The organism is Reyranella sp. GW821-FHT14A01 (assembly GCF_058803965.1).
This window is the reverse complement of the sequence record NZ_JBXAPM010000001.1, coordinates 272,267-294,989: the sequence shown is the minus strand read 5'-3', so window position 1 is coordinate 294,989 and position 22,723 is coordinate 272,267. Positions and strand designations below refer to the sequence as shown.

16 protein-coding genes are annotated in these 22,723 nt (G+C 67.4%); 6 read left to right on the top strand and 10 right to left on the bottom strand.

What is annotated here, in order from left to right; genetic code table 11:
• Positions 1-5: 5 nt before the first annotated feature.
• From dinB to AC1ROX_RS01355, 9 genes are all read right to left on the bottom strand, one after another.
• On the bottom strand, positions 6-1,085 hold the full coding sequence (gene dinB / locus AC1ROX_RS01395; RefSeq protein WP_493121671.1) for a DNA polymerase IV: 1,080 nt from the start codon (positions 1,083-1,085) through the stop codon (positions 6-8).
• 56 nt (positions 1,086-1,141) lie between these two features.
• The gene (locus AC1ROX_RS01390; protein WP_493121669.1) at positions 1,142-1,981 is read right to left on the bottom strand and encodes an ABC transporter ATP-binding protein; all 840 of its coding nucleotides are present in this window, start codon (positions 1,979-1,981) and stop codon (positions 1,142-1,144) included.
• 5 nt (positions 1,982-1,986) lie between these two features.
• Positions 1,987-3,312, bottom strand: a complete 1,326-nt coding sequence (locus tag AC1ROX_RS01385; RefSeq protein WP_493121668.1) for an ABC transporter substrate-binding protein — start codon at positions 3,310-3,312, stop codon at positions 1,987-1,989.
• 69 nt (positions 3,313-3,381) lie between these two features.
• Entirely contained in the window at positions 3,382-4,458 is a 1,077-nt protein-coding gene (locus AC1ROX_RS01380) for a branched-chain amino acid ABC transporter permease (protein WP_493121666.1), read from the bottom strand.
• A gap of 18 nt (positions 4,459-4,476) precedes the next feature.
• Positions 4,477-5,403 (bottom strand): branched-chain amino acid ABC transporter permease, encoded by a 927-nt coding sequence (locus AC1ROX_RS01375; RefSeq protein WP_493121664.1) that lies wholly within the window; start codon positions 5,401-5,403, stop codon positions 4,477-4,479.
• A gap of 137 nt (positions 5,404-5,540) precedes the next feature.
• Positions 5,541-6,332 (bottom strand): ABC transporter ATP-binding protein, encoded by a 792-nt coding sequence (locus AC1ROX_RS01370; protein WP_493121662.1) that lies wholly within the window; start codon positions 6,330-6,332, stop codon positions 5,541-5,543.
• A 5-nt stretch (positions 6,333-6,337) separates the two neighbouring features.
• Positions 6,338-8,311 (bottom strand): AMP-binding protein, encoded by a 1,974-nt coding sequence (locus AC1ROX_RS01365; RefSeq protein WP_493121661.1) that lies wholly within the window; start codon positions 8,309-8,311, stop codon positions 6,338-6,340.
• An 86-nt stretch (positions 8,312-8,397) separates the two neighbouring features.
• Entirely contained in the window at positions 8,398-9,750 is a 1,353-nt protein-coding gene (locus AC1ROX_RS01360; RefSeq protein ID WP_493121659.1) for a sensor histidine kinase, read from the bottom strand.
• On the bottom strand, positions 9,747-10,430 hold the full coding sequence (locus tag AC1ROX_RS01355; RefSeq protein WP_493121658.1) for a response regulator: 684 nt from the start codon (positions 10,428-10,430) through the stop codon (positions 9,747-9,749). The genes AC1ROX_RS01360 and AC1ROX_RS01355 overlap by 4 nt, the downstream gene beginning before the upstream one ends.
• Positions 10,431-10,552: 122 nt before the next feature.
• On the opposite strand from AC1ROX_RS01355, the gene AC1ROX_RS01350 reads away from it, so the two are divergent.
• The 6 genes from AC1ROX_RS01350 to AC1ROX_RS01325 all read left to right on the top strand — a co-directional run bounded on the left by AC1ROX_RS01350 (position 10,553) and on the right by AC1ROX_RS01325 (position 21,662).
• Positions 10,553-11,797: an efflux RND transporter periplasmic adaptor subunit gene (locus AC1ROX_RS01350; protein WP_493121656.1), complete on the top strand. Its 1,245-nt coding sequence runs from the start codon at positions 10,553-10,555 to the stop codon at positions 11,795-11,797.
• Positions 11,798-11,850: 53 nt separating this feature from the next.
• The gene (locus tag AC1ROX_RS01345) at positions 11,851-15,006 is read left to right on the top strand and encodes an efflux RND transporter permease subunit (protein ID WP_493121655.1); all 3,156 of its coding nucleotides are present in this window, start codon (positions 11,851-11,853) and stop codon (positions 15,004-15,006) included.
• On the top strand, positions 15,003-16,538 hold the full coding sequence (locus AC1ROX_RS01340) for an efflux transporter outer membrane subunit (protein ID WP_493121653.1): 1,536 nt from the start codon (positions 15,003-15,005) through the stop codon (positions 16,536-16,538). Before AC1ROX_RS01345 ends, AC1ROX_RS01340 begins: the two co-directional genes overlap by 4 nt.
• Positions 16,539-16,557: 19 nt before the next feature.
• Entirely contained in the window at positions 16,558-17,616 is a 1,059-nt protein-coding gene (locus AC1ROX_RS01335) for an adenylate/guanylate cyclase domain-containing protein (RefSeq protein WP_493121652.1), read from the top strand.
• A gap of 73 nt (positions 17,617-17,689) precedes the next feature.
• The gene (locus AC1ROX_RS01330) at positions 17,690-20,848 is read left to right on the top strand and encodes an efflux RND transporter permease subunit (RefSeq protein ID WP_493121650.1); all 3,159 of its coding nucleotides are present in this window, start codon (positions 17,690-17,692) and stop codon (positions 20,846-20,848) included.
• A 19-nt stretch (positions 20,849-20,867) separates the two neighbouring features.
• Complete coding sequence (locus AC1ROX_RS01325) at positions 20,868-21,662, top strand: alpha/beta fold hydrolase (protein WP_493121648.1); 795 nt, start codon at positions 20,868-20,870, stop codon at positions 21,660-21,662.
• Between the two features lie 3 nt (positions 21,663-21,665).
• Here AC1ROX_RS01325 and AC1ROX_RS01320 read toward each other — a convergent pair whose 3' ends face one another.
• On the bottom strand, positions 21,666-22,676 hold the full coding sequence (locus AC1ROX_RS01320; RefSeq protein WP_493121646.1) for a tetratricopeptide repeat protein: 1,011 nt from the start codon (positions 22,674-22,676) through the stop codon (positions 21,666-21,668).
• Positions 22,677-22,723: the final 47 nt, after the last annotated feature.

Here is a 22,723-nt window from a genome sequence, read left to right as displayed (position 1 = left end):
GTCTCCTAAAGGGCCAGAGTCATTTGTGGCGACACCGTGCGCTCCTCGCGCTGGTGCAGGTTATGGAGCGAGACGCCCAGCAGGCGCACTTTCTTCTCCAGCGGAAAGATCGAGCGCACCAGTTCGCGCGCCGTGCGTTCCAGCACCTCGCGGCTTTCGACGCTTTCCTCGAGCGTGCGGCTCCTCGTCACGATCCGGAAGTCGGCATACTTGATCTTCACGGTCACGGTGCGGCCGACGATGCCGGTGCGCTCGCAGTAGGACCAGACATCCTCGAGCACCGAGGCGACGCCCTCCTCCACCGCCGCTGGCCGGTCGAGATCCTCCATGAAGGTCGTCTCCGAGCCGACCGACTTGCGCGGCCGGTTGGGGACGACCCGGCGCTCGTCATGGCCGCGTGCGATGGCGTGATAGTAGGTGCCGGAGCGGCCGAAGTATTGCTGCAGGAATTCCAGCGTCTGCGCCTTCAGGTCGGCGCCGGTATGGATGCCCAGCCGGTTCATCTTCTCCGCCGTCTTCGGCCCGACGCCGTGGAAGCGGCCCACCGGCAGGCTCTCGACGAAGGCCGGTCCCTTCTCCGGCGGAATCACCGTCTGGCCGTCGGGCTTGCGATGATCGGAGGCGAGCTTGGCCAGAAACTTGTTGTAGGAGATGCCGGCCGAGGCGGTGAGGCCGGTGCGCTCCAGGATGCGCGCCCGGATCTCGCGCGCGATCTCGGAGGCGAGCGGCATGCCCTTGAGGTTGGTCGTGACGTCGAGATAGGCCTCGTCGAGCGACAGCGGTTCCACCAGCGGCGTGTAATCGAGGAAGATCTCGCGGATCTGCCGCGAGACCTCCTTGTAGACGTCGAAGCGCGGCTTGACGAACAGCAGCTCCGGACACAGGCGCTTTGCGGTGACCGAAGGCATGGCAGAGCGCACGCCGAACTTGCGTGCCTCGTAGCTCGCCGCCATCACGACGCCGCGCTGACGCCCACCGACCGCGACCGGCTGGCCGCGCAGCGAGGGATCGTCGCGTTGCTCCACGGACGCGTAGAAGGCATCCATGTCGACGTGGATGATCTTGCGGATCTCGTCTTCCGCCATGGTCGGAGTATAGGCCCGTGGAGGCCCGCGGTCGCCCGTGGATCAGGGCCAGGAGGTCAAAGCCAGCGCTTGCGACGGCGATAGTGCTTCACGTCGCGGAACGAACGGCGGCCCTCGCCGCCGATGCCGAGGTAGAATTCCTTCACGTCCTCGTTGGCGCGCAGGCTCCCGGCATCGCCGTCGAGCACGATCCGGCCGTTCTCCAGGATGTAGCCGTAATGGGCGAAGCGCAGTGCCACGTTGGTGTTCTGCTCGGCCAGCAGGATCGAGACCTTCTCGCGCTCATTGAGGTTCTTCACGATTCCGAAGATCTCCTCGACGAGCTGCGGCGCCAGCCCCATCGACGGCTCATCCAGGAGGATGGTGGTGGGACGGCTCATCAGCGCGCGGCCGATCGCCGTCATCTGCTGCTCGCCGCCCGACGTATAGCCGGCCAGGCTCGAACGCCGGACCTTCAGGCGCGGGAAGTAGTGGTAGACCTTCTCGAGATCGTCGGCGACCTGGCGGCGCTTGCTGCCGTGGATGAAGGCGCCGGTCAGCAGGTTCTCCTCGACGGTGAGGTGGCCGAAGCAGTGCCGTCCCTCCATCACCTGGATGACCCCGCGGCGCACCAGGTCGTTGGGCGTGAGCCCGTCGACCCGCTCGCCGCGGCAATGGATCTGGCCCTTGGTGACCTCGCCGCGCTCGGTGCGCAGCAGGTTGGAGATCGCCTTGAGCGTCGTCGACTTGCCGGCGCCGTTGCCGCCGAGCAGGGCGACGATGCCGCCCTCCGGCACCGACAGCGACACGCCCTTCAACACGAGGATCACGTGATTGTAGATCACCTCGATATTGGCCACGTCGATGACCTTCGACGGGGCGGACGCAGTCGCTGCAGGCGCCGCAGGAGCGACCATCGCGATCAGCTCTCCTTGGAGCAGTCGCGCGGCGTGATCTTCTTCTCGGCCGCGTACTTGGCGGCGGTCTCCTTGACCAGCGGCACCAGGATCGTGTCGTCGCCGGTGTAGTAGTCGGAGATCACCTTCCACTCCTTGCCGTCCCACTGATGGACGCGGGCGAGGCGCGTGCCCTCATGATCGGTGCAGCTCGCCTTGAGCGGGCCCATCATGCCCTCGAAGCCGAGCTGCTTGATGCGGTCGGCGGTGAGGTTGAGGTTCTCGAAGCCCCAGCGCACCTGCTCGCCGGTCAGCGGCTTGTTGCCGAACTTCGCCTGGGCGGTGCGGATCGCCTCGACGCCGACCATCGAGTTGATCAGGCCGCGATTGTAGAGGACCGAGCCGATCTCATCCGGCTTGGCCAGCGACTTGCCCGGCGCGATCACGAACTTCTCGAGATCGGCATAGACGCCCGACTTGCCCGAGCCGTGCTGCATCATCAGCGCCTTGTAGCCCTTGGACTTGTCGCCGGCCGGCAGCACGTCGGGCTCGGCGCCCGACCACCACACGCCCAGCATCTTGTCGCGCGGATAGTTGATATTGCCCGCCTCGCTGATCGAGGCCGAGTTCATGACGCCCCAGCCCCACAGCAGGACATAGTCCGGCCGCGCCTGGCGGACCTGCAGCCACTGCGACTTCTGCTCGGTGCCGGGATGAGGCACCGGGATCGGCAGGAACTCGAACCCGTACTTCTTGGCCAGGATCTCGAGCGCCGCGATCGGCTCCTTGCCGTAGGGCGAGTCGTGATAGACCAGTGCGATCTTCTTGCCCTTGAGCTTGTCGGTGCCGCCCCATTCCTTGGCGACGTGCTGGATGGCGACATCCGCGGCCGTCCAGTAGGTGCCCATCAGCGGGAAGTTCCAGGCGAAGACCGAGCCGTCTCGGCTGTCGGCGCGGCCGTAGCCCATGGTGAGCAGCGGGATCTTGTCGCCCGGCGCCTTCTCGGTCAGCGCGAAGGTGATGCCGGTCGAGAGCGGGCTGAAATAGGCGGCACCGGTCGGGCCCTTGCCCTTGAGGCGCTCGTAGCATTCGACGCCACGATCGGTGGCGTAACCGGTCTCGCATTCCTCGAAGGCGATCTTCACGCCGTTGATGCCGCCGTCGCGTGCGTTGATCAGGATGAGATAGTCGGCGACGCCATTGGCGAACGGAATGCCGTTCGGGGCGTAGGCGCCGGTGCGGTAGACCAGGCCCGGAATGAACTGCTCATTCTGTGCCTGCGCCGATGCTGTGACGATGACGCCGGCCGACGCGATGGCCGCGCCGAGCAACGCCAGTTTGCGTAGTCCCATGGTTTCCTCCTCACATATGAGGACGGTCCTTGCTGGCCGTCCCTTGCCAAAAAGCCTATCGCCTCCCGATCAGTGCGGAAAGGGCCACAACCGGAGCTTCTCCTTCACGACCGACCACAGGCGCGCGAGCCCGTGCGGCTCGACGATCAGGAAGAACACGATCAGGGCGCCGAAGATCATCGCCTCGAAATGCGAGACCGTGGCGGTGCTGATCCGCCAGCCGACCAGCGCGCCGAGCGGCGGCAGCGCCTGGTTGAGGAAGATCGGCAGCAGCACGATGAAAGCGGCACCCAGCACGCTGCCCAGGATCGAGCCCAGCCCGCCGATGATCACCATGAACATGAGCTGGAAGGAGCGGTCGATCGAGAAGGCCGCCGGCTCCCACGAGCCGAGATAGAAGAAGGCCCACATCGCGCCGGCCACGCCGATCAGGAACGAGGAGACGGCGAAGGCGGTGAGCTTGGCGTACATCGGCCGGATGCCGATGATCTCGGCGGCGATGTCCATGTCGCGGATCGCCATCCATTGCCGCCCGACATGGCCGCGCACGATGTTCTTGGTCGCCAGCCCCAGCACCAGGGTGAAGACGAGCGCCACGAGGTAGATCGCGGTCGGCGAGTTGAGGTCGAGGCCGAACAGGGTGATCGACGGCGCGTTGACCGAGCCCGAGGGCGTGTAGTTGGTGATCCACTTGATGCGCAGGAAGGCCCAGTCGCCAAAGAACTGCGCCGCCAGCGTGGCGCAGGCCAGGTAGAAGCCCTTGATGCGCAGGCTCGGGATGCCGAACAGGATCCCGACCGCCGCGGCGACAAAACCCGACAGCAGGATGCAGACCAGCGGGTTCAGGAACGGCAGGTGGATCGACAGGTTGTAGGCGGCATAGGCGCCGACGCCCATGAAGGCGCCCGAGCCCAGCGAGACCTGGCCGCAATAGCCCATCAGCACGTTCAGCCCGATCGCGGCGAGGCTCAGGATCACCACCGGAATCAGCACCGCGCGATAGGTGTATTCGCTGGCAACGAAGGGCACGACCAGGAAGGCGATGACCAGCAGGGCCAGCATGGCAAAGCGATCCTGCGCGATCGGAAAGATCGCCTGGTCTGATTGGTAGGTGACCTTGTACTGGCCGGCCTCGCGGTAGAACAATTTACGCTCCTCCCGCCGTCAGACGCGTTCGATGATGCGTTCGCCGAACAGGCCCTGCGGCCTGACCAGCAGGAACAGCAGCGCCAGCACGTAGGCGAACCAGATCTCGATGCCGCCGCCCATCGAGGGGCCGAGGAATACTTCGGCGATCTTCTCGCCGGCGCCGATGATCAGCCCGCCGATGATGGCGCCCGGCACCGAGGTGAAGCCGCCCAGGATCAGCACCGGCAGCGCCTTCAGCGCCAGGAGGCTGAGCGAAAACTGCACGCCGAGCTTGCTGCCCCACACCGCGCCCGCCGCCAGCGCGACCAGACCCGCGACCAGCCAGACGACGAACCAGATATGATTGAGCGGGATGCCGACCGACTGGGCGGCCGCATGATCGTCGGCCACGGCACGCAGCGCCCGGCCGATGCGGGTCCGCTGGAAGAACACGGCCAGCGCTGCAACCAGCACGCCGGCAATGACAGCCGCCCAGATGTCGAGCTCGTTGACCAGGATGCCGCCATCGAACACCGACTCGAGAATGAAGATCGGCTCCTTGGGCAGGCCGATATGCAGCGGATAGACGTCGGAGCCGAACACGGTCTGCGCCAGCCCCTCGATGAAGAAGGTGACGCCGATCGTGGCCATGAACAGGATGATGCCCTCCTGGTTCACCAGCTTGCGCAGCACCAGCCGCTCGCAGGCCCAGGCGATCAGCGCCATGACGGCGGCGGCGAACGCGAAGGCACCGATCAGCGCCAGCCAGAACGGCCATTTCCATTCGATCTGCATCACCTCGAGCGCCCGCACCAGCGCCAGCGCCGCCGTCAGCACCATCGCGCCCTGCGCGAAGTTGAAGACGCCCGAAGCCTTGAAGATCAGCACGAACCCCAGCGCCACCAGCGAATAGAGCACCCCCGCCAGCAGCCCCGCGATCAGCACTTCGAGGAAGAAACCCATGGTTCAGTCCTTGTGGTTAGGCGTCGATGACGAAACCACCACCGTTGTCATCCCGAGCGCAGCGAGGGACCTTTCCTGTGGCCGCAAAGGTCCCTCGCTGCGCTCGGGATGACAGTGTGCGCGTGGTTGGCGTGTCATCAATGCGCCACGCCGAGATAGGCGTCGATGACGGCCTGGTTGCTCTTGATCTCGTCGGGAACGCCGTCGCCGATCTTCTTGCCGTAATCGAGGACGACGACCCGGTCGGAGATGTCCATCACCACGCCCATGTCGTGCTCGATCAGGCAGATCGTCGTGCCGAACTCGTCGTTCACGTCGAGGATGAAGCGGCACATGTCCTGCTTCTCCTCGATGTTCATGCCGGCCATCGGCTCGTCGAGCAGCAGCAGCTCCGGCTGGGCGGCGAGCGCGCGGCCGAGTTCGACCCGCTTCTGCAAACCATAGGGCAGCCGGCCGACCGGCACCTTGCGGACATGCTGGATCTCGAGGAAGTCGATGATGTCCTCGACGACGCGGCGATGAGCGATCTCCTCGCGCTGCGCCGGACCGAAATGCAGCGCCTGCCAGAACAGGCCCGTCTTCATGCGCAGGTTGCGGCCGGTCATGATGTTGTCGAGGGTCGACATGCCGCGGAACAGCGCGATGTTCTGGAAGGTGCGCGCGATGCCCTGCGCCGCCGCCTCGTAGGGACGCATGCGGCTGCGCTTGATGCCCTTGTAGGTGATGGCGCCCTGCTGCGGATGATAGAAGCCGTTGATGCAGTTCAGCATCGAGGACTTGCCCGCGCCGTTGGGCCCGATGATGGCGCGGATCTCGCCCTTCCTGATATCGAAGCTGATGTCGGTCAGCGCCTTCACGCCACCGAACGACAGGCTGATCCCTTCGACCGACAGCAGGGTTTCGTTGAAGGAACGCTCGCGAACTTCCATCTCGTTCAGCTCGCCTTCCGGAAGGCGGCTCGGGACGCTGTTTGGGGCGCCACATCGCGCACGGCGACATCGCCTTCGATCGTGCCCTTGCGGCCGTCCTCGAAGGTCACGTCGACCTTGATGTGGGCGCTGCGCGCGCCGTCGTAGAGCGCGTCGACCAGCGGCTTGTAGCGCTCGGCGATGAAGCCGCGCCGCACCTTGTTGGTGCGCGTGAGCTCGCCATCATCGGCTTCGAGCGCCTTGTGCAGGATCAGGAAGCGGCGGATCTGCGCGCCGGCCATGCGCGGATCGGCGGCGAGGTCGCGATTGACCTGCTCGATCTCGCTCTGGATCAGGTCGTAGACCTCGGGACGGGCCGCCAGCTCCTGGTAGCTCGCATAGGCGATGTTGCGCCGTTCCGCCCAGTCGCCGACCGCAATCATGTCGATGTTGACGAAGGCCGCGACGAAATCGCGGCCATTGCCGAAGGCCACCGCCTCGTTGATGTGGGCGAAGAACTTGAGCTTGTTCTCGAGATACTTGGGCGCGAACAGCGTGCCGTCGGTCAGTTTCCCGACGTCGCTGGCGCGGTCGATGATGCGCAGGTGCCCGCGCTCGTCGAGATAACCCGCATCGCCGGTCCGCACCCAGCCGCCTTCGGTCTTGGTGTCGTTGGTCGCCTGCGGATTCTTGAAATACTCCTTGAAGACGCCGGGGCTGCGATAGAGCACCTCGCCCGACTCGGCGATCCTGAGCTCGACCTGGGAGACCGGCTTGCCGACCGTGTCGGGATAGACTTCGCCGTTGGGATGGATGGTGAGGAACACCGAGGCCTCGGTCTGGCCGTAGAGCTGCTTCATGTTCACGCCCAAGGCGCGATAGAAGTTGAAGATCTCGGGTCCGACCGCCTCGCCCGCCGTGTAGGCCACGCGCACGCGGCTCATGCCCAGCGTGTTCTTGAGCGGTCCGTAGATCAGCAGGCTGCCCAGTGCATAGAGCACCCGGTCGACCATCGATACCGGCCGGCCGTCGAGCAGCGCTGGCCCGACCCGGCGGGCGACGCCCATGAAGAACCGGAACATCCGGCGCTTCAGCACGCCGGCATCCTCCATCCGGATCGAGACCTGGGTGATCAGGTTCTCCAGAACGCGCGGCGGCGCAAAGTAATAGGTCGGGCCGATCTCGCGCAGGTCGGTCATCACCGTCGAGGACGATTCCGGGCAGTTGACCACCAGCCCGACGACATAGCCCTGGGCATAGGAGAAGATGTGATCGCCGACCCAGGCCATCGGCAGGTACGACAGCAGCTCGTCGCCGGCGCGTAGCCCGTCGAACTCGGCGCCCGCTTTCGCCGCCCAGACCAGGTTGTCGTAGCTCAGCACAGCGCCCTTGGGCCGGCCCGTGGTGCCGGACGTATAGAGCATGATGGCGTCGTCGGAGCCTGTGCCCTTGGCGACTTCAGCCGACACGGTGTCGGGCGATGCCGCGAGACGCCGGGCGCCGCGGGCCTGCACGTCGGCATAGGATTCGAGGTCGGTGTAATGCCTGAGGCCGCGCCGGTCGACATAGAGGATGGTCTCGAGCGACGGCACTCGCTTCCGGATCTCCAGCAGCTTGTCGACCTGCTCCTGGTTCTCGGCCAGGGCGAAGCGCGCGCCGGCATGGTCGACGACATAGGCCAGCTCGTCGGCCACCGAATCCTGGTAGACCGGCACCGGCACGCCGCGCAGCGACTGCGCCGCGCACATCGACCAGTAGAGCTTGGGCCGGTTGTCGCCGACCACGATCAGGCGGTCGCCGCGGCGAAAGCCCAGGTCGGCCAGTCCGGCGGCCAGCAGGCACACCTGTTCGGCGACATGGCTCCAGTCGTAGGACTGCCAGATGCCGTATTCCTTTTCGCGGTAGGCCGGCCGGTGGCCGCGCGTCCGGGCAAGCCGCGCCAGCCGCTTGGGAAACGTGTCGTCTTCGTCGATGCCGGTGGCTTTCGTGCCCGTCGTCATCCCTGCGTCGCTCCCGTGGCCTGCCGTTCGTTGCTTTTCGCTGCGGCAGTTCCGTCAGGCAGATAGCCACACCCTCTTCGGATCGGTCAAGCGAGCCGCAGGCGAAGCGTGAAGACCGAGCCGCCTTCCGGCCGGTCGTCGACCGTGATGGTGCCGTCATGGGCGGCGGCCACGCGGGAGACGATGGCCAGCCCCAGGCCGCGGCTGTCCGGTCGCGAGCGGTCGCGCCGCCAGAAGCGCCGGAAGATCGTCTCGCGCTCGGCGGCCGGCACGCCGGGACCCTCGTCCAGCACCCGCACGACACCGTCGGCCGCGACATCGACCTCGATCGTGCCGCCGGCCGGCGTATGGCGGATGGCGTTCTCGACCAGGTTGCGCACGGCGCGGAACAGCGCCTCGGAATGGCCGTGCACCCAGACCGGCGTTTCGACGCCGGTCAGCGCGATGGTCTTGGCGCTGTCGACGGCGAGCGGCGCCATGAAGGCCACCGCGTCGGCACAGACCGCCTGCACGTCGGCCTTGGAATCGCCGCCGACCACGAAGGCCTCGAGCTCGGCGATGTCGAGGACCTGGTTCACCGTGCGCGTCATGTTGACGATGTCGGTCTCCAGCGACTGGCGCAGCGACGCGTCCTCCATCGAATCGATTCGCGCGCGCATGATGGCGAGCGGCGTCCGCAGCTCGTGCGCCATGTCGGCGGTGAACTCGCGTTGCGCGCGGAACCCCGCTTCCAGCCGGTCGAGCGCCTCGTTGACCGCATGCACGAGCGGCACGATCTCGGTCGGCATCGACTGCTCCGAGAGGCGGACATCGGCGCTGGTGGGCCCGATCGATGCCGCCGTGTCGGAGGCGGCGCGCACCGGATCGAGGGCGCGGCGGAAGATCATGATGTCGATCAGCAGCAACAGCAGCAGGATCGGGAAGGTGATCCAGGCGACGCGCGGGAAGAAGGAGGCGACGATGTCGTCGATGATGACGTCGCGATGCGCGAGATCCTGCCCGACCTGGATCCAGTAGAGGCGGTCGCCGATGGCGCGCGGCACGTTGACCCCGATGAACACCGTGCCGTTGCTGCGCCGGCGCGTGAACGATTCGCTCGTCAGCGAGTCGTTTGCCGACGAGAGCGGCGCATCGTCCTGCCGCGAGGTGAACAGCACCACGCCCTTGGAATCGAGGACGGCATAGGCATAGAGGCCGTAGCCGCCCGAATAGATGGGCTGCGCCTCCGGCGGAATGTCGAGCGTGACGCCGCCATCCGCGGTCGGCCGCAGGAAGCTCGCGATCGTGAGGGCCTGGGCGCGCAGCGCATCACGGTGGAGGCTGTTGGCGGCTTCGTTGAGCAGCCAGTAGAGCGCCAGCGGCATCAGGATCGAGGTGACGCCGATCGCCACGACGTGCAGCGCGACGACACGGGAGATGATGGAGCGGAAGCGCCTCAAACGGCGGCCTTTTCCTCGGCCAGCAGATAGCCGACACCGCGCACGGTGTGGATCTTCACCGTCGCGCCGCAGTCCTGCAGCATCTTGCGCAGGCGATGGACATAGACCTCGACCGCGTTCGAGCCGACATCGCCCGACAGGCCGAAGAGCTGGTCCTCGAACAGGCGCTTCGGCACGACGTTGCCGCCGCGCCGCAACAGGATCTCGAGGATCGCCGTCTCGCGCGCGGGGAAGACCCGCACCGTTCCGTCGACGAAGACCTGCCGTCCCTCCGTCTCCAGCGAGACATTGCCGAAGGTGAGCTGGCGGCCGAGCAGGTTGCCCGGCCGGCGCAGCAGCGCCTGCAGGCGCGCCACCAGCTCCTCCATGGCGAACGGCTTCACGAGGTAGTCGTCGGCGCCGGCGCGCAGGCCGTTGACCCGGTCGCTCACCCCATCGCGCGCCGTCAGCACCAGGACTGGTGTCGAATCGCCGCGCCCGCGGATGCCGCGCAGCAGCGACAGCCCGTCCTGATCGGGCAGGCCGAGATCGAGCACGATCGCCGAGTAGCGCATGGCGGCCAGCGAATGCGCGGCATCGCCGGCATTGCCGACCGAATCCGCCGAGAAGCCGCTGCGCGCCAGACCCTTGACCAGCAAGGCGACGAGTTCGTCATTGTCCTCGACGAGAAGGACCCTCATGGGTGTCCACCCTCCCTGGGCGTGTTCGCGATTGAACCGATCCTAGCACGGCCGGCGCCGGCGCATCGTTATCCGTGTGGCAATTCAGGTGCACGTAATGTGAAGCCACTAGGTTGCATGCCATGACCAGTGCGCCCAAGACCTCTACCCCTTCTCGCCTGCGCCGCCATCGCCTGTGGTTCGCCGGAGCCGGCATCGCAGCCCTCGCGCTCGCCGCGGTGTGGACGGTCGACACCGGCCCGACCAACGCCCTCGTGCGGCCGGTGGCGGCCGTCGAAAACGACGGCGCGTTCCATCCGAGCGAGACCCAGTGGGCCGGCCTGCGCTTCGCACCGGTCGAGGCGGTCGCCTTCCGCGACGAGCGCGCCACCGACGGCAAGATCGGCATCAACGAGGACACCACCACTCCGGTCTTCTCGCCCTATTCGGGCCGCGTCACGCGCCTGATCGCCAAGCCGGGCGACCATGTCGAGCGCGGCGCGCCGCTGTTCGCCATCGAGGCGAACGAGTTCGTGCAGGGCCAGAACGACCTGGTGAGCGCCGTCGCCGGCGTCGAGAAGGCGCGCTCCAAGCTCGCCCTCGCGCAGAACTTCGAGAAGCGCCAGAAGGAATTGCTGTCGATCCGCGGCGGTTCGCTGAAGGACCTCGAACAGGCCCAGTCCGACCTCGTCGCGGCGCAGGGCGACCTGCGCTCCTCCGAGATCGCGCTGGCCGCCGTGCGCAACCGCCTGCGCATCCTCGGCCGCACCGACGCCGAGATCGACGCGCTGGAGAAGACCGACCGTATCGGCGCCGAGACGATCGTCTCGGCCCCCATCGCCGGCACCGTGATCCAGCGCAAGGTCGGCCTCGGCCAGTACATCAATGCCGGCGCCACCGATCCGGTGTTCAACATCGGCGACCTCTCGAAGGTCTGGCTGGTCGCCAACGTCCGCGAGTCCGACGCGCCGAAGATGAAGGTCGGCGCCCCGGTCGAAGTCGCCGTGCTGGCCCATCCCGGCCGCACCTTCAACGCCAGGCTGGCCTATGTCGCGCCGTCCCTGGACCCCAATACCCGCCGCCTGCCGGTGCGCGCCGAGATCGTGAATGCCGATCGCGAGCTGATGCCCGAGATGTTCGCCAGCTTCCGCATCGTCACGGGCGAGCCCACGACCAGCGCGGCCGTACCGCAGGAAGCCGTGGTCTACGAAGGCGCCAACGCGCGCGTCTGGGTGACCCGCCCGCAGGACAAGTCCGTGGTGTCGCGTCCCATCGAGGTCGGCCTGACGTCCAACGGCGTGGTCGAGGTCAAGAAGGGCCTGGCCGTGGGCGAGAACGTGGTGACCAGCGGCACGCTTTTCATCGATCGCGCCGCCAAGCGCGACTGACGGCCCGGTCGCGGCGTCGCGGCCCGGCCCTCCCCAACTGACGGTCGTCTCCCATGCAGTCCATCGTCGCCGCCGCCCTCAAGCAGCGCATCCTGGTCGTCATCCTGAGCGTGGTGCTGTCCATCGCCGGGCTGTTCGCCTATTCGCGCCTCAACATCGAGGCCTATCCCGACCCGGTGCCGCCGCTGGTCGACATCATCACCCAGAATCCCGGCCAGTCGTCGGAGGAGATCGAGCGCTACATCACGATCCCCATCGAGATCCAGATGGCGGGCCTGCCCTACATCCAGGCCATCCGGACCGTGTCGCTGTTCGGCCTGAGCGACGTGAAGGTGCAGTTCACCTACGACGTGACCTACCAGCAGGCGTCGCAGATGGTGATCAACCGCCTGTCGCAGCTCGGTCCCCTGCCCAACGGCGCGCAACCCACCCTGTCGCCCACCAGCCCGATCGGCGAGGTCTTCCGCTACCGGATCGTGGGCCCGCCGGGCTATTCCGTCGCCGATCTCAAGACCCTGCAGGACTGGGTGCTGCAGCGCCGCCTGAAGGCCATCCCCGGCGTCGTCGACGTCACCGGCTGGGGCGGCAAGACCAAGACCTACGACATCACGGTGAACCTCGACCGGCTGCTGGCCTACGGACTCACCCTGAAGCAGGTGCTGGACGGGCTGAACAACGCCAACATCAATGTCGGCGCCAACACCGTGAACATCGGGTCGCAGTCGGCGATCGTACGCAGCGTCGGCCAGATCCGGTCGATGGACGATATCCGCAACACCATGCTGACGGTGCGCGACGGCGCGCCGGTGCTGGTCTCCGACGTGGCCGACGTGACGGTCGGCCACCAGCCGCGACTCGGCATCGCCGGCCAGAACGACGACGACGACATCGTGCAGGGCATCGTCCTGATGCGGCGCGGCGCCGAGACCATGCCGACCCTGACCGGCGTGCTGGCCGAGGTCGACAAGATCAACAACAGCAACATCCTGCCGCCCGGCGTGCGGATCGAGCGCATCTACGACCGCAGTTCGCTCGTCGAGGTCACGACCCACACCGTGCTGCACAACATGGTCGTAGGCGTCTGCCTCATCTTCCTGATCCAGTGGCTGTTCCTCGGCGACCTGCGCAGCGCGCTGATCGTCGCCGCCACCATCCCCTTCGCGCTCCTGTTCGCCGTCGTCGTCCTGGTGGTGACCGGCGAATCGGCAAACCTGCTGTCGATGGGCGCCATCGACTTCGGCATCATCGTCGATGCCACCGTCATCATGGTCGAGAACATCTTCCGGCATCTCTCCGAAGGCGACCGCGAGGACGGCCCGCAGCGGCGGGCGCCGGAAGGCCTCACCGGCAAGCTGGCGACGATCTTCAACGCCTCGACCGAGGTGACCAAGGCGATCTTCTTCTCCGCCACCATCATCATCGCGGGCTTCCTGCCGCTGTTCACGCTGTCGGGCGTCGAGGGACACATCTTCGGACCGATGGCGCGGACCTATGCCTACGCGCTGCTGGGCGGCCTGATCGCCACCTTCACCGTGTCGCCGGCGCTCTCCGCCCTGCTGCTGCCCGACAGGATGGCGCATGCCGAAACCCGTGCGGTGCGCGCCTTCCGCCGCGCCTACGAGAAGCTGCGCGACGTCGCGCTGGCCAGCCGCCGCGCCACCTTCGCCGCCGGTATCGGCGCGCTGGCGCTGGCCGGCGCCGCGGGCAGCACGATCGGCCTCGAATTCCTGCCCAAGCTCGAGGAAGGCAATATGTGGATCCGCGCGGTAATGCCGGCGTCGATCTCGCTCGAGGCCGGCAACGACTACGCCAACCGGATGCGCAAGCTCATCAAGAGCTTCCCCGAGGCCGAGACCGTGATCTCCCAGCACGGCAGGCCCGACGACGGCACCGATTCCACCGGCTTCTTCAACGCCGAGTTCTTCGTGCCGCTGAAGCCGATGGACCGCTGGCGCAAGGGCATCGACAAGGAAGCGCTGATCGCGGAGATCAACGCCGCCCTCGAAAAGGGCTTCCCCGGTGTCGAATTCACCTTCTCCCAGTACATCCAGGACAACGTCCAGGAGGCGGCGTCGGGCGTGAAGGGCGAGAACTCGGTCAAGATCTCGGGCAACGACCTCGAGACGCTGGCCAAGCTCGGCAACGAGATCAAGGCGGTCCTCGCCACCGTTCCCGGCGTCACCGACCTCGCCGTTTCGGCATCGCTCGGCCAACCGACCATCCGCATCGACATCGACCGCGCCAAGGCCGCCCGCTACGGGCTGGCACCGGGCGACATCAACGCCACCGTGCAGGCCGCGATCGGCGGACAGGCCGCGGGCGACGTCTATGAAAGCGGCAGCGACCGGCATTTCCCGATGGTCGTCCGCCTCGCCTCGCGCTACCGCGAGAGCCTCGACGCGATCCACCGCATCCAGATCGGCGTCCAGGGTGCGAACGGCATCACCCAGGTGCCGCTGAGCGAGGTCGCCAATGTCGAGCTGGTCTCGGGCGCCTACTACATCTACCGCGAGCAGCAGGAACGCTACGTCCCCGTGAAGTTCAGCGTCCGCGGCCGCGATCTCGGCAGCACCATCATCGAGGCGCAGGAGCGCGTCGCGGAGAAGGTGAAGATCCCCGGCGGCTACCGCATCGAATGGGTGGGCGAGTTCGGCAACCTGAAGAACGCGCTGCAGCGGCTCGCGGTCGCGGTGCCGATCGCCATCGGCCTGATCGGCCTGCTGCTCTACATGAGCTTCGGCTCGTTCCGCGACACGCTGCTGGCCGCCAGTGCCATCCCGATGGCGCTGATCGGCGGCATCCTGGGCCTCTGGGTCACCGACATGCCATTCAGCATCTCGGCGGCCATCGGCTTCGTGGCCCTGTTCGGCATCGCCGCCATGAACGGCATCATGGTGCTGAGCTGCTACAACCGGCTGATCGACGAAGGACTCGAGCGTACCGCAGCGCTCTACGCGACCTGCGACCAGCAGATGCGGCCGGTGCTGATGACCTGCATCGCCGCCGCCGTCGGCCTGCTGCCCGCCGCCTTCTCGACCGCGATCGGCAGCCAGGTGCAGCGGCCATTGGCCATCGTCGTGGTCGGCGGCACGCTGCTCGCACCGGTGCTCTTCCTTTCCGTCCTGCCGGCCATGATCGGCCTGTTCTCGCGGCGCCGCGCGCCCGAGGCAGCAATCCAGACTCACGACACTGTCGTGGAGGCCACATGATGCGACGCTCCCTTCTCACAGCACTCCCGCTCCTGGCGGCAGGCGCCCTCGCCGGCTGCATGGTCGGCCCCGACTTCAGCTCCCCGGACGGGCCGAAGACGGCGACCTATGTTCCCGACCAGAAGAGCGACCTGATCGCCGCCGGCATTCCCGGCGGCGAGGCGCAGCGCATCGTCCAGAGCATGGACATTCCCGGCCAATGGTGGGGTGTCTTCCAGTCGCCGCAGCTCAACGGCCTGATCGAAAGGTCGCTGCGCGCCAATCCCGACGTGAGGGCCGCCGTGGCCGGGCTGCGCGTGGCCCAGCAGAACGCCCGCGCGCAGCGGGCCACCCTGTTCCCGACCGTCCAGGGCACGTTCAACGCCACGCAAAATCAGACTCCCGCCAGCCTGCAATCGGCCACGGCCGACCAACAGCCGATCTATGGCCTGTTCGTCGCCGGCCTCCAGATCACCTATGCGCTCGATCTCTGGGGCGGCAATCGCCGGCAGATCGAATCGCTGGAAGCGCTGGCCGAGGCGCAGTGCTTCCAGCTCGAGGGCACCTATCTTTCGCTGGCCTCGAACGTCGTCGCCGCCGCCATCGTCGAGGCGTCGCTGCGCGGCCAGGTCGAGGCGACCGAGCGCATCATCGCCGTCCAGCGCGATACGCTCGGCATCCTGAACAAGCAATCGGGCCTCGGTGCCATTCCCGGCGCTGACGTCGCCACCCAGCAGGCGGCGCTCGCACAGGCCGAGTCGACCTTGCCGCCGCTCAAGAAGGCCCTGGCCCAGCAGCGCAACCTGATGGCCACCTTGACCGGCAACCTGCCCAGCAATCCGGCCGCCGAGCGCTTCGAGCTCACCGACCTCAAGCTGCCGAACGAACTGCCGCTCAGCCTGCCGTCGCAGCTCGTCGAGCAGCGGCCCGACGTGCGCGCTGCCGAGTCGAACCTGCACGCCGCCAGCGCCCAGGTCGGCGTCGCGATCGCCAACCAGCTCCCTCAGGTGACGCTGGGCATGGGCCTCAACAGCAGCGCGCTATCGCTCGGCACACTGTTCATGCCGGGCCTCGCCGGTGCCACGACCGGCGCCAGCGCCATCCAGACGCTGATCGACGGCGGTGCGCTGGCGGCCAAGAAGCGGTCGGCGGTCGCCGCCCTCGAACAGGCCGACGCGCAATATCAGTCGATCGTGCTCGCCGCCTTCCGCAATGTCGCCGACACGCTGAATGCCCTCGAATACGACGCGCTCACCCTCAAGTCTGCGGTCGAGGCGGAGCGGGCGGCCGCCACGGCCCTCACCATCGCGCGCAAGCGCCTCGAGCTCGGCGACACGACCTATGTCTTCGTGCTGATCGCCGAACTCACCTACCAGCAGACGCTGCTCACGCGGGTCCAGGCGCAGGCCGCGCGTCTCACCGACACCGCAGCGCTGTTCCAGGCGCTGGGCGGCGGCTGGTGGAACCGAGACGGCGCGGGTCCGGGCAATGGCCGGTCGCGCTGCAAGCCGCCGGCCTCTCCCTGGTCCATCTCCTCGAACACCCAGCGCTGACACGGCGGATCGGGGTGCCATGTCGCGCATGGCCGACACGAAGCATCGCGAACCGGCCACTTCGTCGAAAGTGGCCGTACTGCTCGTTTCCTTCGTCGTATCGTCGGCGGTCGGCTACGCCGACATCGTCACCGGCGACCTGCAGCTCTCGGCCCTCTATCTCGTCGTCATCTTCGGCGCCGCGTGGCTCGCCGGCCGCTGGATCGGCACCCTCGCGGCGCTGATCGCCTTCGCCTGGATGATCGGCGCCAATCCGCCGCCCGCCTTCGTCAGCCCCCGCTTCACCTATTACGGCGTCGAGGGCATCGGCACGGCCGCGGTGTTCCTGGCCTGCGCCCTCCTGGCCGACCGGCTGAGGCACAGTCTCGACCGGGAGCGACGCCAGAACCTCAACCTGTCGCGCTATCTCCCCTCCGAACTTGCCGACCGGCTGGCCCGCGAAGGGCTGCGGGCGACCCGCGGCCGGCGGGCAAACGCCGCCATCCTGTTCATGGACATTCGCGATTTCACGGCGGCCGTTCAGAGCATGGAGCCCGACGCGCTGTTCGGATTCCTGCAGGAGTATCGCATGCTGATCTCACGCACCGTCGAGGCGGAAGGCGGCCTCATCGACAAGTTCATCGGCGACGGCGTGCTCGCGGTCTTCGGCGCCGTCCGGACCTCGCCCGACGATGCCGCCGCCGCCATCCGCTGCGGCCTCCGGCTGGTCGCGGCCATCAATGCCTGGAATACCGAGCGTGCTCGCCACGATGAGGCACCGGTGCGCGTCGGCGTGGGCGTCCATTACGGCGAAGTCGTCATCGGCGCCATCGGCGACGAACAGCGCCTCGAATACTCCGTCGTCGGCCATGCCGTGAACGTCTGCTCGCGCATCGAGCGGCTGACGAAGAAATACGACTCGGCCCTGCTGGTGTCGGAGGAAGCACTGGCCCAAGCGGTGCGCAGCAGCCTGTCGTTCGACGGCTGGCATCATATCGTCGACGAGGAGGTGCACGGCATTTCGGGCGAACTGCGCCTGGCGGCACCCGGAAATGCACTCGCACCGCAGGTTGCAGAGACTATGTACTCGCAACGCTAGTGTGCCTGTGCGACTTGTGTCTTAGGTGACCGCGAAGGCACCGCCGCACAACGGCCTGCCATGAGGGCCGCGGATGCATGCAATCGTCGGCGCTGCACTACGTCAGCGCATCCTTGTCTTGATTCTCGCCCTGCTGATGATCGGCGGCGGCCTGTTCGCCTACAAGCGTCTCAATATCGAAGCCTATCCCGATCCGGTGCCGCCGCTGGTCGACATCGTGACGCAGAATCCCGGCCAGTCGTCGGAGGAGATCGAGCGCTACATCACCATCCCGATGGAAGTGCAGATGGCGGGACTTCCCTATGTGAAGTCCATCCGCTCCATTTCCCTGACCGGCCTCAGCGACGTGAAGGTGCAGTTCACCTACGACCTGTCCTATCGCGAGGCCGCGCAGCTCGTGACCAACCGGCTGGCCCAGCTCGGCCCGCTGCCCAACGGCGCGCAGCCCATCATCTCGCCGACCAGCCCGATCGGCGAGATCTTCCGCTATCGCGTGACCGGCCCGAAGGGCTTCAGCGTCATGGACCTGAAGACCATCCAGGACTGGATCCTGCTGCGCCGGCTGAAGGCGGTGCCCGGCGTGATCGACGTCACGACCTGGGGCGGCAAGAGCAAGACCTTCGACATCACCGTCGACCTCGCCCGGCTGCAGGCGCACGGGCTCACCTTGAAGCAGGTGATCGACGGGCTGAACGGTGCCAACGTCAATGTCGGCGCCAACACCGTCAATCTCGGGCCGCAATCGGCGGTCGTGCGCGCCGTCGGCCAGATCCGCTCGATGGAAGACATCCGCGGCACGATGCTGCTGGCACGCGACGGCTCGCCCATCCTGGTGTCCGATATCGCCGACGTCAGCGTGGGCAACGAGCCGCGGCTGGGCGTTGCCGGCCACGACGACGACGACGATGTGGTCGAGGGCATCGTGCTGATGCGGCGCGGGGCGGAAACCATGCCGACCCTGCGCGCCGTCGAGCGCGAGGTCGAGCGCATCAACGCGTCGAGCCTGCTGCCGCCCGGCGTGCGCATCGAGCGCATCTACGACCGCAGCGTCCTGGTCGAGGTGACGACCCACACCGTGCTGCACAACATGATCATGGGCGTCGGCCTCATCTTCCTGATCCAATGGCTGTTCCTGGGCGACCTGCGCTCGGCGCTGATCGTGTCCGCCACCATTCCCTTCGCGCTGCTGTTCGCCGTCGTCATCATCGTGATGAACGGCGAGTCGGCGAACCTGCTGTCGATGGGCGCGATCGACTTCGGCATCATCGTCGATGCCACCGTCATCATGGTCGAGAACATCTTCCGCCATCTGGCCGAGGCCGGTCACGGCGGCACCTCGCGTTCCGTGCGGCAGGAGCCGGAGGGCCTCACCGGCAAGCTGTTCACGATCTACGAGGCCTCGGGCGAGGTCACCAAGGCGATCTTCTTCTCCGCCACCATCATCATCGCGGGCTTCCTGCCGCTGTTCACGCTGTCGGGCGTCGAGGGCCGCATCTTCGGGCCGATGGCGCAGACCTACGCCTATGCGCTGGCCGGTGGCCTGATCGCCACCTTCACCGTGTCGCCGGCGCTCGCCGCCCTTCTGCTGCCGGAGAAAGTCTCCGAAACCGAGACCTTCCTGGTCCGCTCGCTGCGTAGTCTCTATCGCCGGGCCTATGCCCTGGCACTGGCCTGGCGTCACGCCATGCTCGCCGTCGGGCTCGGCGTGCTGGTGGCTGCCGGCTTCGCCGCCAGCACGGTGGGGCTCGAGTTTCTCCCGAAGCTCGAGGAAGGCAATATCTGGATGCGCGCGGCGCTGCCGCCCTCGGTCTCGCTCGACGAGGGCAACAGCTACGTGAACCGCATGCGCAAGCTGGTGAAGAGCTTCCCCGAGGTCGAAACGGTGATCTCCCAGCACGGAAGGCCCGACGACGGCACCGACCCCGACGGCTTCTCCAACGCCGAGTTCTTCGTGCCGCTGAAGCCCGCCAACAAGTGGCGCAAGGGGCTGGAGAAACCCGACCTCATCACCGAGATGAGCGACGCGCTGCGCAAGGCGTTCCCGGGCGTCACCTTCGCCTTCTCGCAATACATCCAGGACAATGTGCAGGAGGCGGCCTCCGGCATCGACGCCGAGAACGCCATCAAGATCTCCGGCCCCGACCTCACGACCTTGCGCAAGATCGCCGTCGACATCCGCCGCGTGCTGGAAGGCGTGCCCGGCATCACCGACATCCAGGTGCCGCCGTTGCTCGGGCAGCCGACCATCCGCATCGACATCGACCGCGCCAAGGCCGCCCGCTACGGCCTGTCGCCGGGCGACATCAATGCCACCATCCAGGCGGCGGTCGGCGGCCAGGCGGCGGGCGATCTCTACGAGGAAGGCAGCGACCGCCACTTCCCGCTGCTGGTCAGGCTGGCGCCGCGCTATCGCCAGGACATGGATGCGATCCGCCGCATCGCCATCGGCACGGTCGGCCCCAGCGGCAGCGTCGTGCAGGTGCCGCTGGGCGAAGTCGCGACCGTGAAGCTCGCCACCGGCGCCTTCTACATCTACCGCGAGCAGCAGGAGCGCTACATCCCGGTGAAGTTCAGCGTGCGCGGCCGCGATCTCGGCGGCGCGGTGCTGGAGGCGCAGCAGAAGGTGGCCGAACAGGTGCCGCTACCCAGCGGCTACCGGCTCGACTGGGCCGGCGACTTCGTGAACTTCGAGAGCGCCATCGCGCGCCTGGCCATCGCCGTGCCGATCGCCATCGGCCTGATCCTGCTGCTGCTCTATGTGAGCTTCGGCTCGCTGACCGACACCCTGCTGGCTGGCGCCGCCATGCCGCTCGCGTTGTCGGGCGGGATCATCGCTTTGTGGGGCGCCGACATGTCGTTCAGCATCTCGGCCGCCATCGGCTTCGTGGCCCTGTTCGGCATCGCCGCCATGAACGGCATCATGCTGGTGAGCTGCTTCAACCGTCTGATCGCCGCGGGCGTCGAACGCGAGCAGGCGCTGCGCGAAACCTGCGAGCAGCAGATGCGCCCCGTCCTGATGACCTGCGTCGCCGCCGCCGTCGGACTTCTTCCTGCCGCCTTCTCGACCGCGATCGGCAGCCAGGTTCAGCGGCCGCTCGCCATCGTCGTCGTGGGCGGCACCCTGCTGGCGCCCTTCCTGTTCCTCACGGTGCTGCCGGCCGCGATCGCCGTCTTCTCCCGCCGCCGGGCCACGGCTCCCTTGCCACATGACGCCGCCTTGACCACGGCCTGAGCCCCCCCGAAAAGGGGCGATGCCCTCGACGGACGACTTCATCGATCTCGGCGACCGCCGTCTGCGCGTGCGCCGCCTCACGCCCACGCAGGACGACGGGCTCGACCGCACGGTGCTGGTCTTCCTGCATGAGGGGCTGGGCTGCATCGAGATGTGGCGCGACTTCCCCCAGAAGCTCTGCGACGCCACGCGCTGCGCCGGCATCGTCTACGACCGCACCGGCTACGGACGGTCGAGCGCCTGGCCGTCCGATCCCGGCGTCCGCTACATGGAGATCGAGGCCGACCTCGTCCTGCCGCGCCTGCTGGCAGCGCTCGGCATCGAGGATTGCGTGCTGGTGGGCCACAGCGACGGCGGCACGATCGCGCTGAACTACGCCGCTTCCGACCCCGAGGCGGTGCGCGCCGTGGTGACCCTGGCCGCGCATGCGATCAACGAGCCGATCTGCGTCGCGGCGATCGCCGGCGCCCGCACGGCCTTCGCCTCCGGCGACCTGCGCCAGAGGCTCGCGAAATATCACGACGATGTCGACGGCGCCTTCCATCTCTGGGCCGATGCCTGGGTCGCACCGGGCTTCGAGCCGATGGACGCCAATGGCCGGCTGCCGGGCGTGGTCGTGCCGGTGCAGGCGATCCAGGGCGAGGACGATGAATACGGCAGCGAGCTGCAGCTCGGCATCATCGCCGGCAAGGTCGAGGGCTATTGCGAGACGCGATTGATACCTGATTGCGGCCACAGCCCGCACCTGCAGCAGCCGGCCCAGGTCCTGGCCGAGATCACCCGCTTCGTGTCGCCGCTGGCGCTGCTGGGTTGAAGGTTAAAGCCGCTTCAGCTCGCTGGAGGCGGCCCAGTTGAGTTCCGATACGGTCGGGCAGCGGGCCTGGGCGAGTTGGAACTGTTCGCGGGCGCGCTGCTTGTCGCCGCGGCGGACGGCGTCCATGCCGATGAAGAAGGCCGCCGGGCACTTGCCGTTGCTGCGCTTGGCGGCGTCGTCGGATTCGGCGGCGACCTCGAGCTCGCCGGCCGTGCCCTTGCCCATCAGGAACCGCAGGATCGGACCCGGCCATTCGTTGAGGCTCTCCGCCCCGACGTCGCGCGTCAGGGCCGCACGGGCATCGCGCTTGGCCCGGACCTGCGCCACGTAGCGCCACAGCAGCGGCGCCTGCCTGGCCTTGAAATTGGGCCGGCCTTCCAGCGAGGCATCGAAATCGTCGGCCGCCTGCGCATAGTTGCCGAGATTGAAATTCGCATGGCCGCGGTAGAACAGCGCCGAACGCCGTTCACCCGGCGTCTGGGCCGCGGCCAGGGCGACGTCGAGCAGGCCCACGGCGCGCTGGAAGTCGGCGATCTGCATGTAGACCTGGGCCTGCGCGACCGTCAGCGACGGATCGCCCGGCTTGCGCTGCAGCGCACTGTCCAGGGTGCGCAGGGCCGCTGCCCGGTCGCCGCCGCCCGCCAGGCCCGGCATCGTGCTCGACAGCACGACCTGCCAGTCGCCCGGCAGGACCTTGCCCATCTCGGCAATGTCCTTCTGGCTGTCGGCCTCGCGGCCCAGCCGGCTCAACTGGAATGCACGGATGCTGAGATAGATCGACCGGTCGAAGGCCGAGAGCTGCGAGGCGGAGAGGATCTTGTTCAGCGATTCGAGGGTCGCGCCGCCGCCTCCGCCCGTCGCGCCGGGCACCGACGGCGCCGACGATCCGCCGGACGAGAAGCCACGCGCACTGGGGTCCCAGGATTCGGCCGCATTGCGCTGCGCCGACGCTTCGCCCGACAGGGCGAAAATCGCTGCAAAAATCCCAAATGCGTAAACTAGTTGACGCGGCATGCGTCCAATCTGACACAACGGTCGCAAAGCCGCATCCGCCGATTGCC

Coding starts and splice junctions, on each gene's coding strand:
- AC1ROX_RS01355 (WP_493121658.1), bottom strand. CDS start 10,430: ATGAGGGTCCTTCTCGTCGAGGACAATGACGAACTCGTCGCCTTGCTG.
- AC1ROX_RS01385 (WP_493121668.1), bottom strand. CDS start 3,312: ATGGGACTACGCAAACTGGCGTTGCTCGGCGCGGCCATCGCGTCGGCC.
- AC1ROX_RS01375 (WP_493121664.1), bottom strand. CDS start 5,403: ATGGGTTTCTTCCTCGAAGTGCTGATCGCGGGGCTGCTGGCGGGGGTG.
- AC1ROX_RS01345 (WP_493121655.1), top strand. CDS start 11,851: ATGCAGTCCATCGTCGCCGCCGCCCTCAAGCAGCGCATCCTGGTCGTC.
- AC1ROX_RS01335 (WP_493121652.1), top strand. CDS start 16,558: ATGTCGCGCATGGCCGACACGAAGCATCGCGAACCGGCCACTTCGTCG.
- AC1ROX_RS01365 (WP_493121661.1), bottom strand. CDS start 8,311: ATGACGACGGGCACGAAAGCCACCGGCATCGACGAAGACGACACGTTT.
- AC1ROX_RS01370 (WP_493121662.1), bottom strand. CDS start 6,332: ATGGAAGTTCGCGAGCGTTCCTTCAACGAAACCCTGCTGTCGGTCGAA.
- AC1ROX_RS01320 (WP_493121646.1), bottom strand. CDS start 22,676: ATGCCGCGTCAACTAGTTTACGCATTTGGGATTTTTGCAGCGATTTTC.
- AC1ROX_RS01330 (WP_493121650.1), top strand. CDS start 17,690: ATGCATGCAATCGTCGGCGCTGCACTACGTCAGCGCATCCTTGTCTTG.
- AC1ROX_RS01340 (WP_493121653.1), top strand. CDS start 15,003: ATGATGCGACGCTCCCTTCTCACAGCACTCCCGCTCCTGGCGGCAGGC.
- AC1ROX_RS01325 (WP_493121648.1), top strand. CDS start 20,868: ATGCCCTCGACGGACGACTTCATCGATCTCGGCGACCGCCGTCTGCGC.
- dinB (WP_493121671.1), bottom strand. CDS start 1,085: ATGGCGGAAGACGAGATCCGCAAGATCATCCACGTCGACATGGATGCC.
- AC1ROX_RS01350 (WP_493121656.1), top strand. CDS start 10,553: ATGACCAGTGCGCCCAAGACCTCTACCCCTTCTCGCCTGCGCCGCCAT.
- AC1ROX_RS01390 (WP_493121669.1), bottom strand. CDS start 1,981: ATGGTCGCTCCTGCGGCGCCTGCAGCGACTGCGTCCGCCCCGTCGAAG.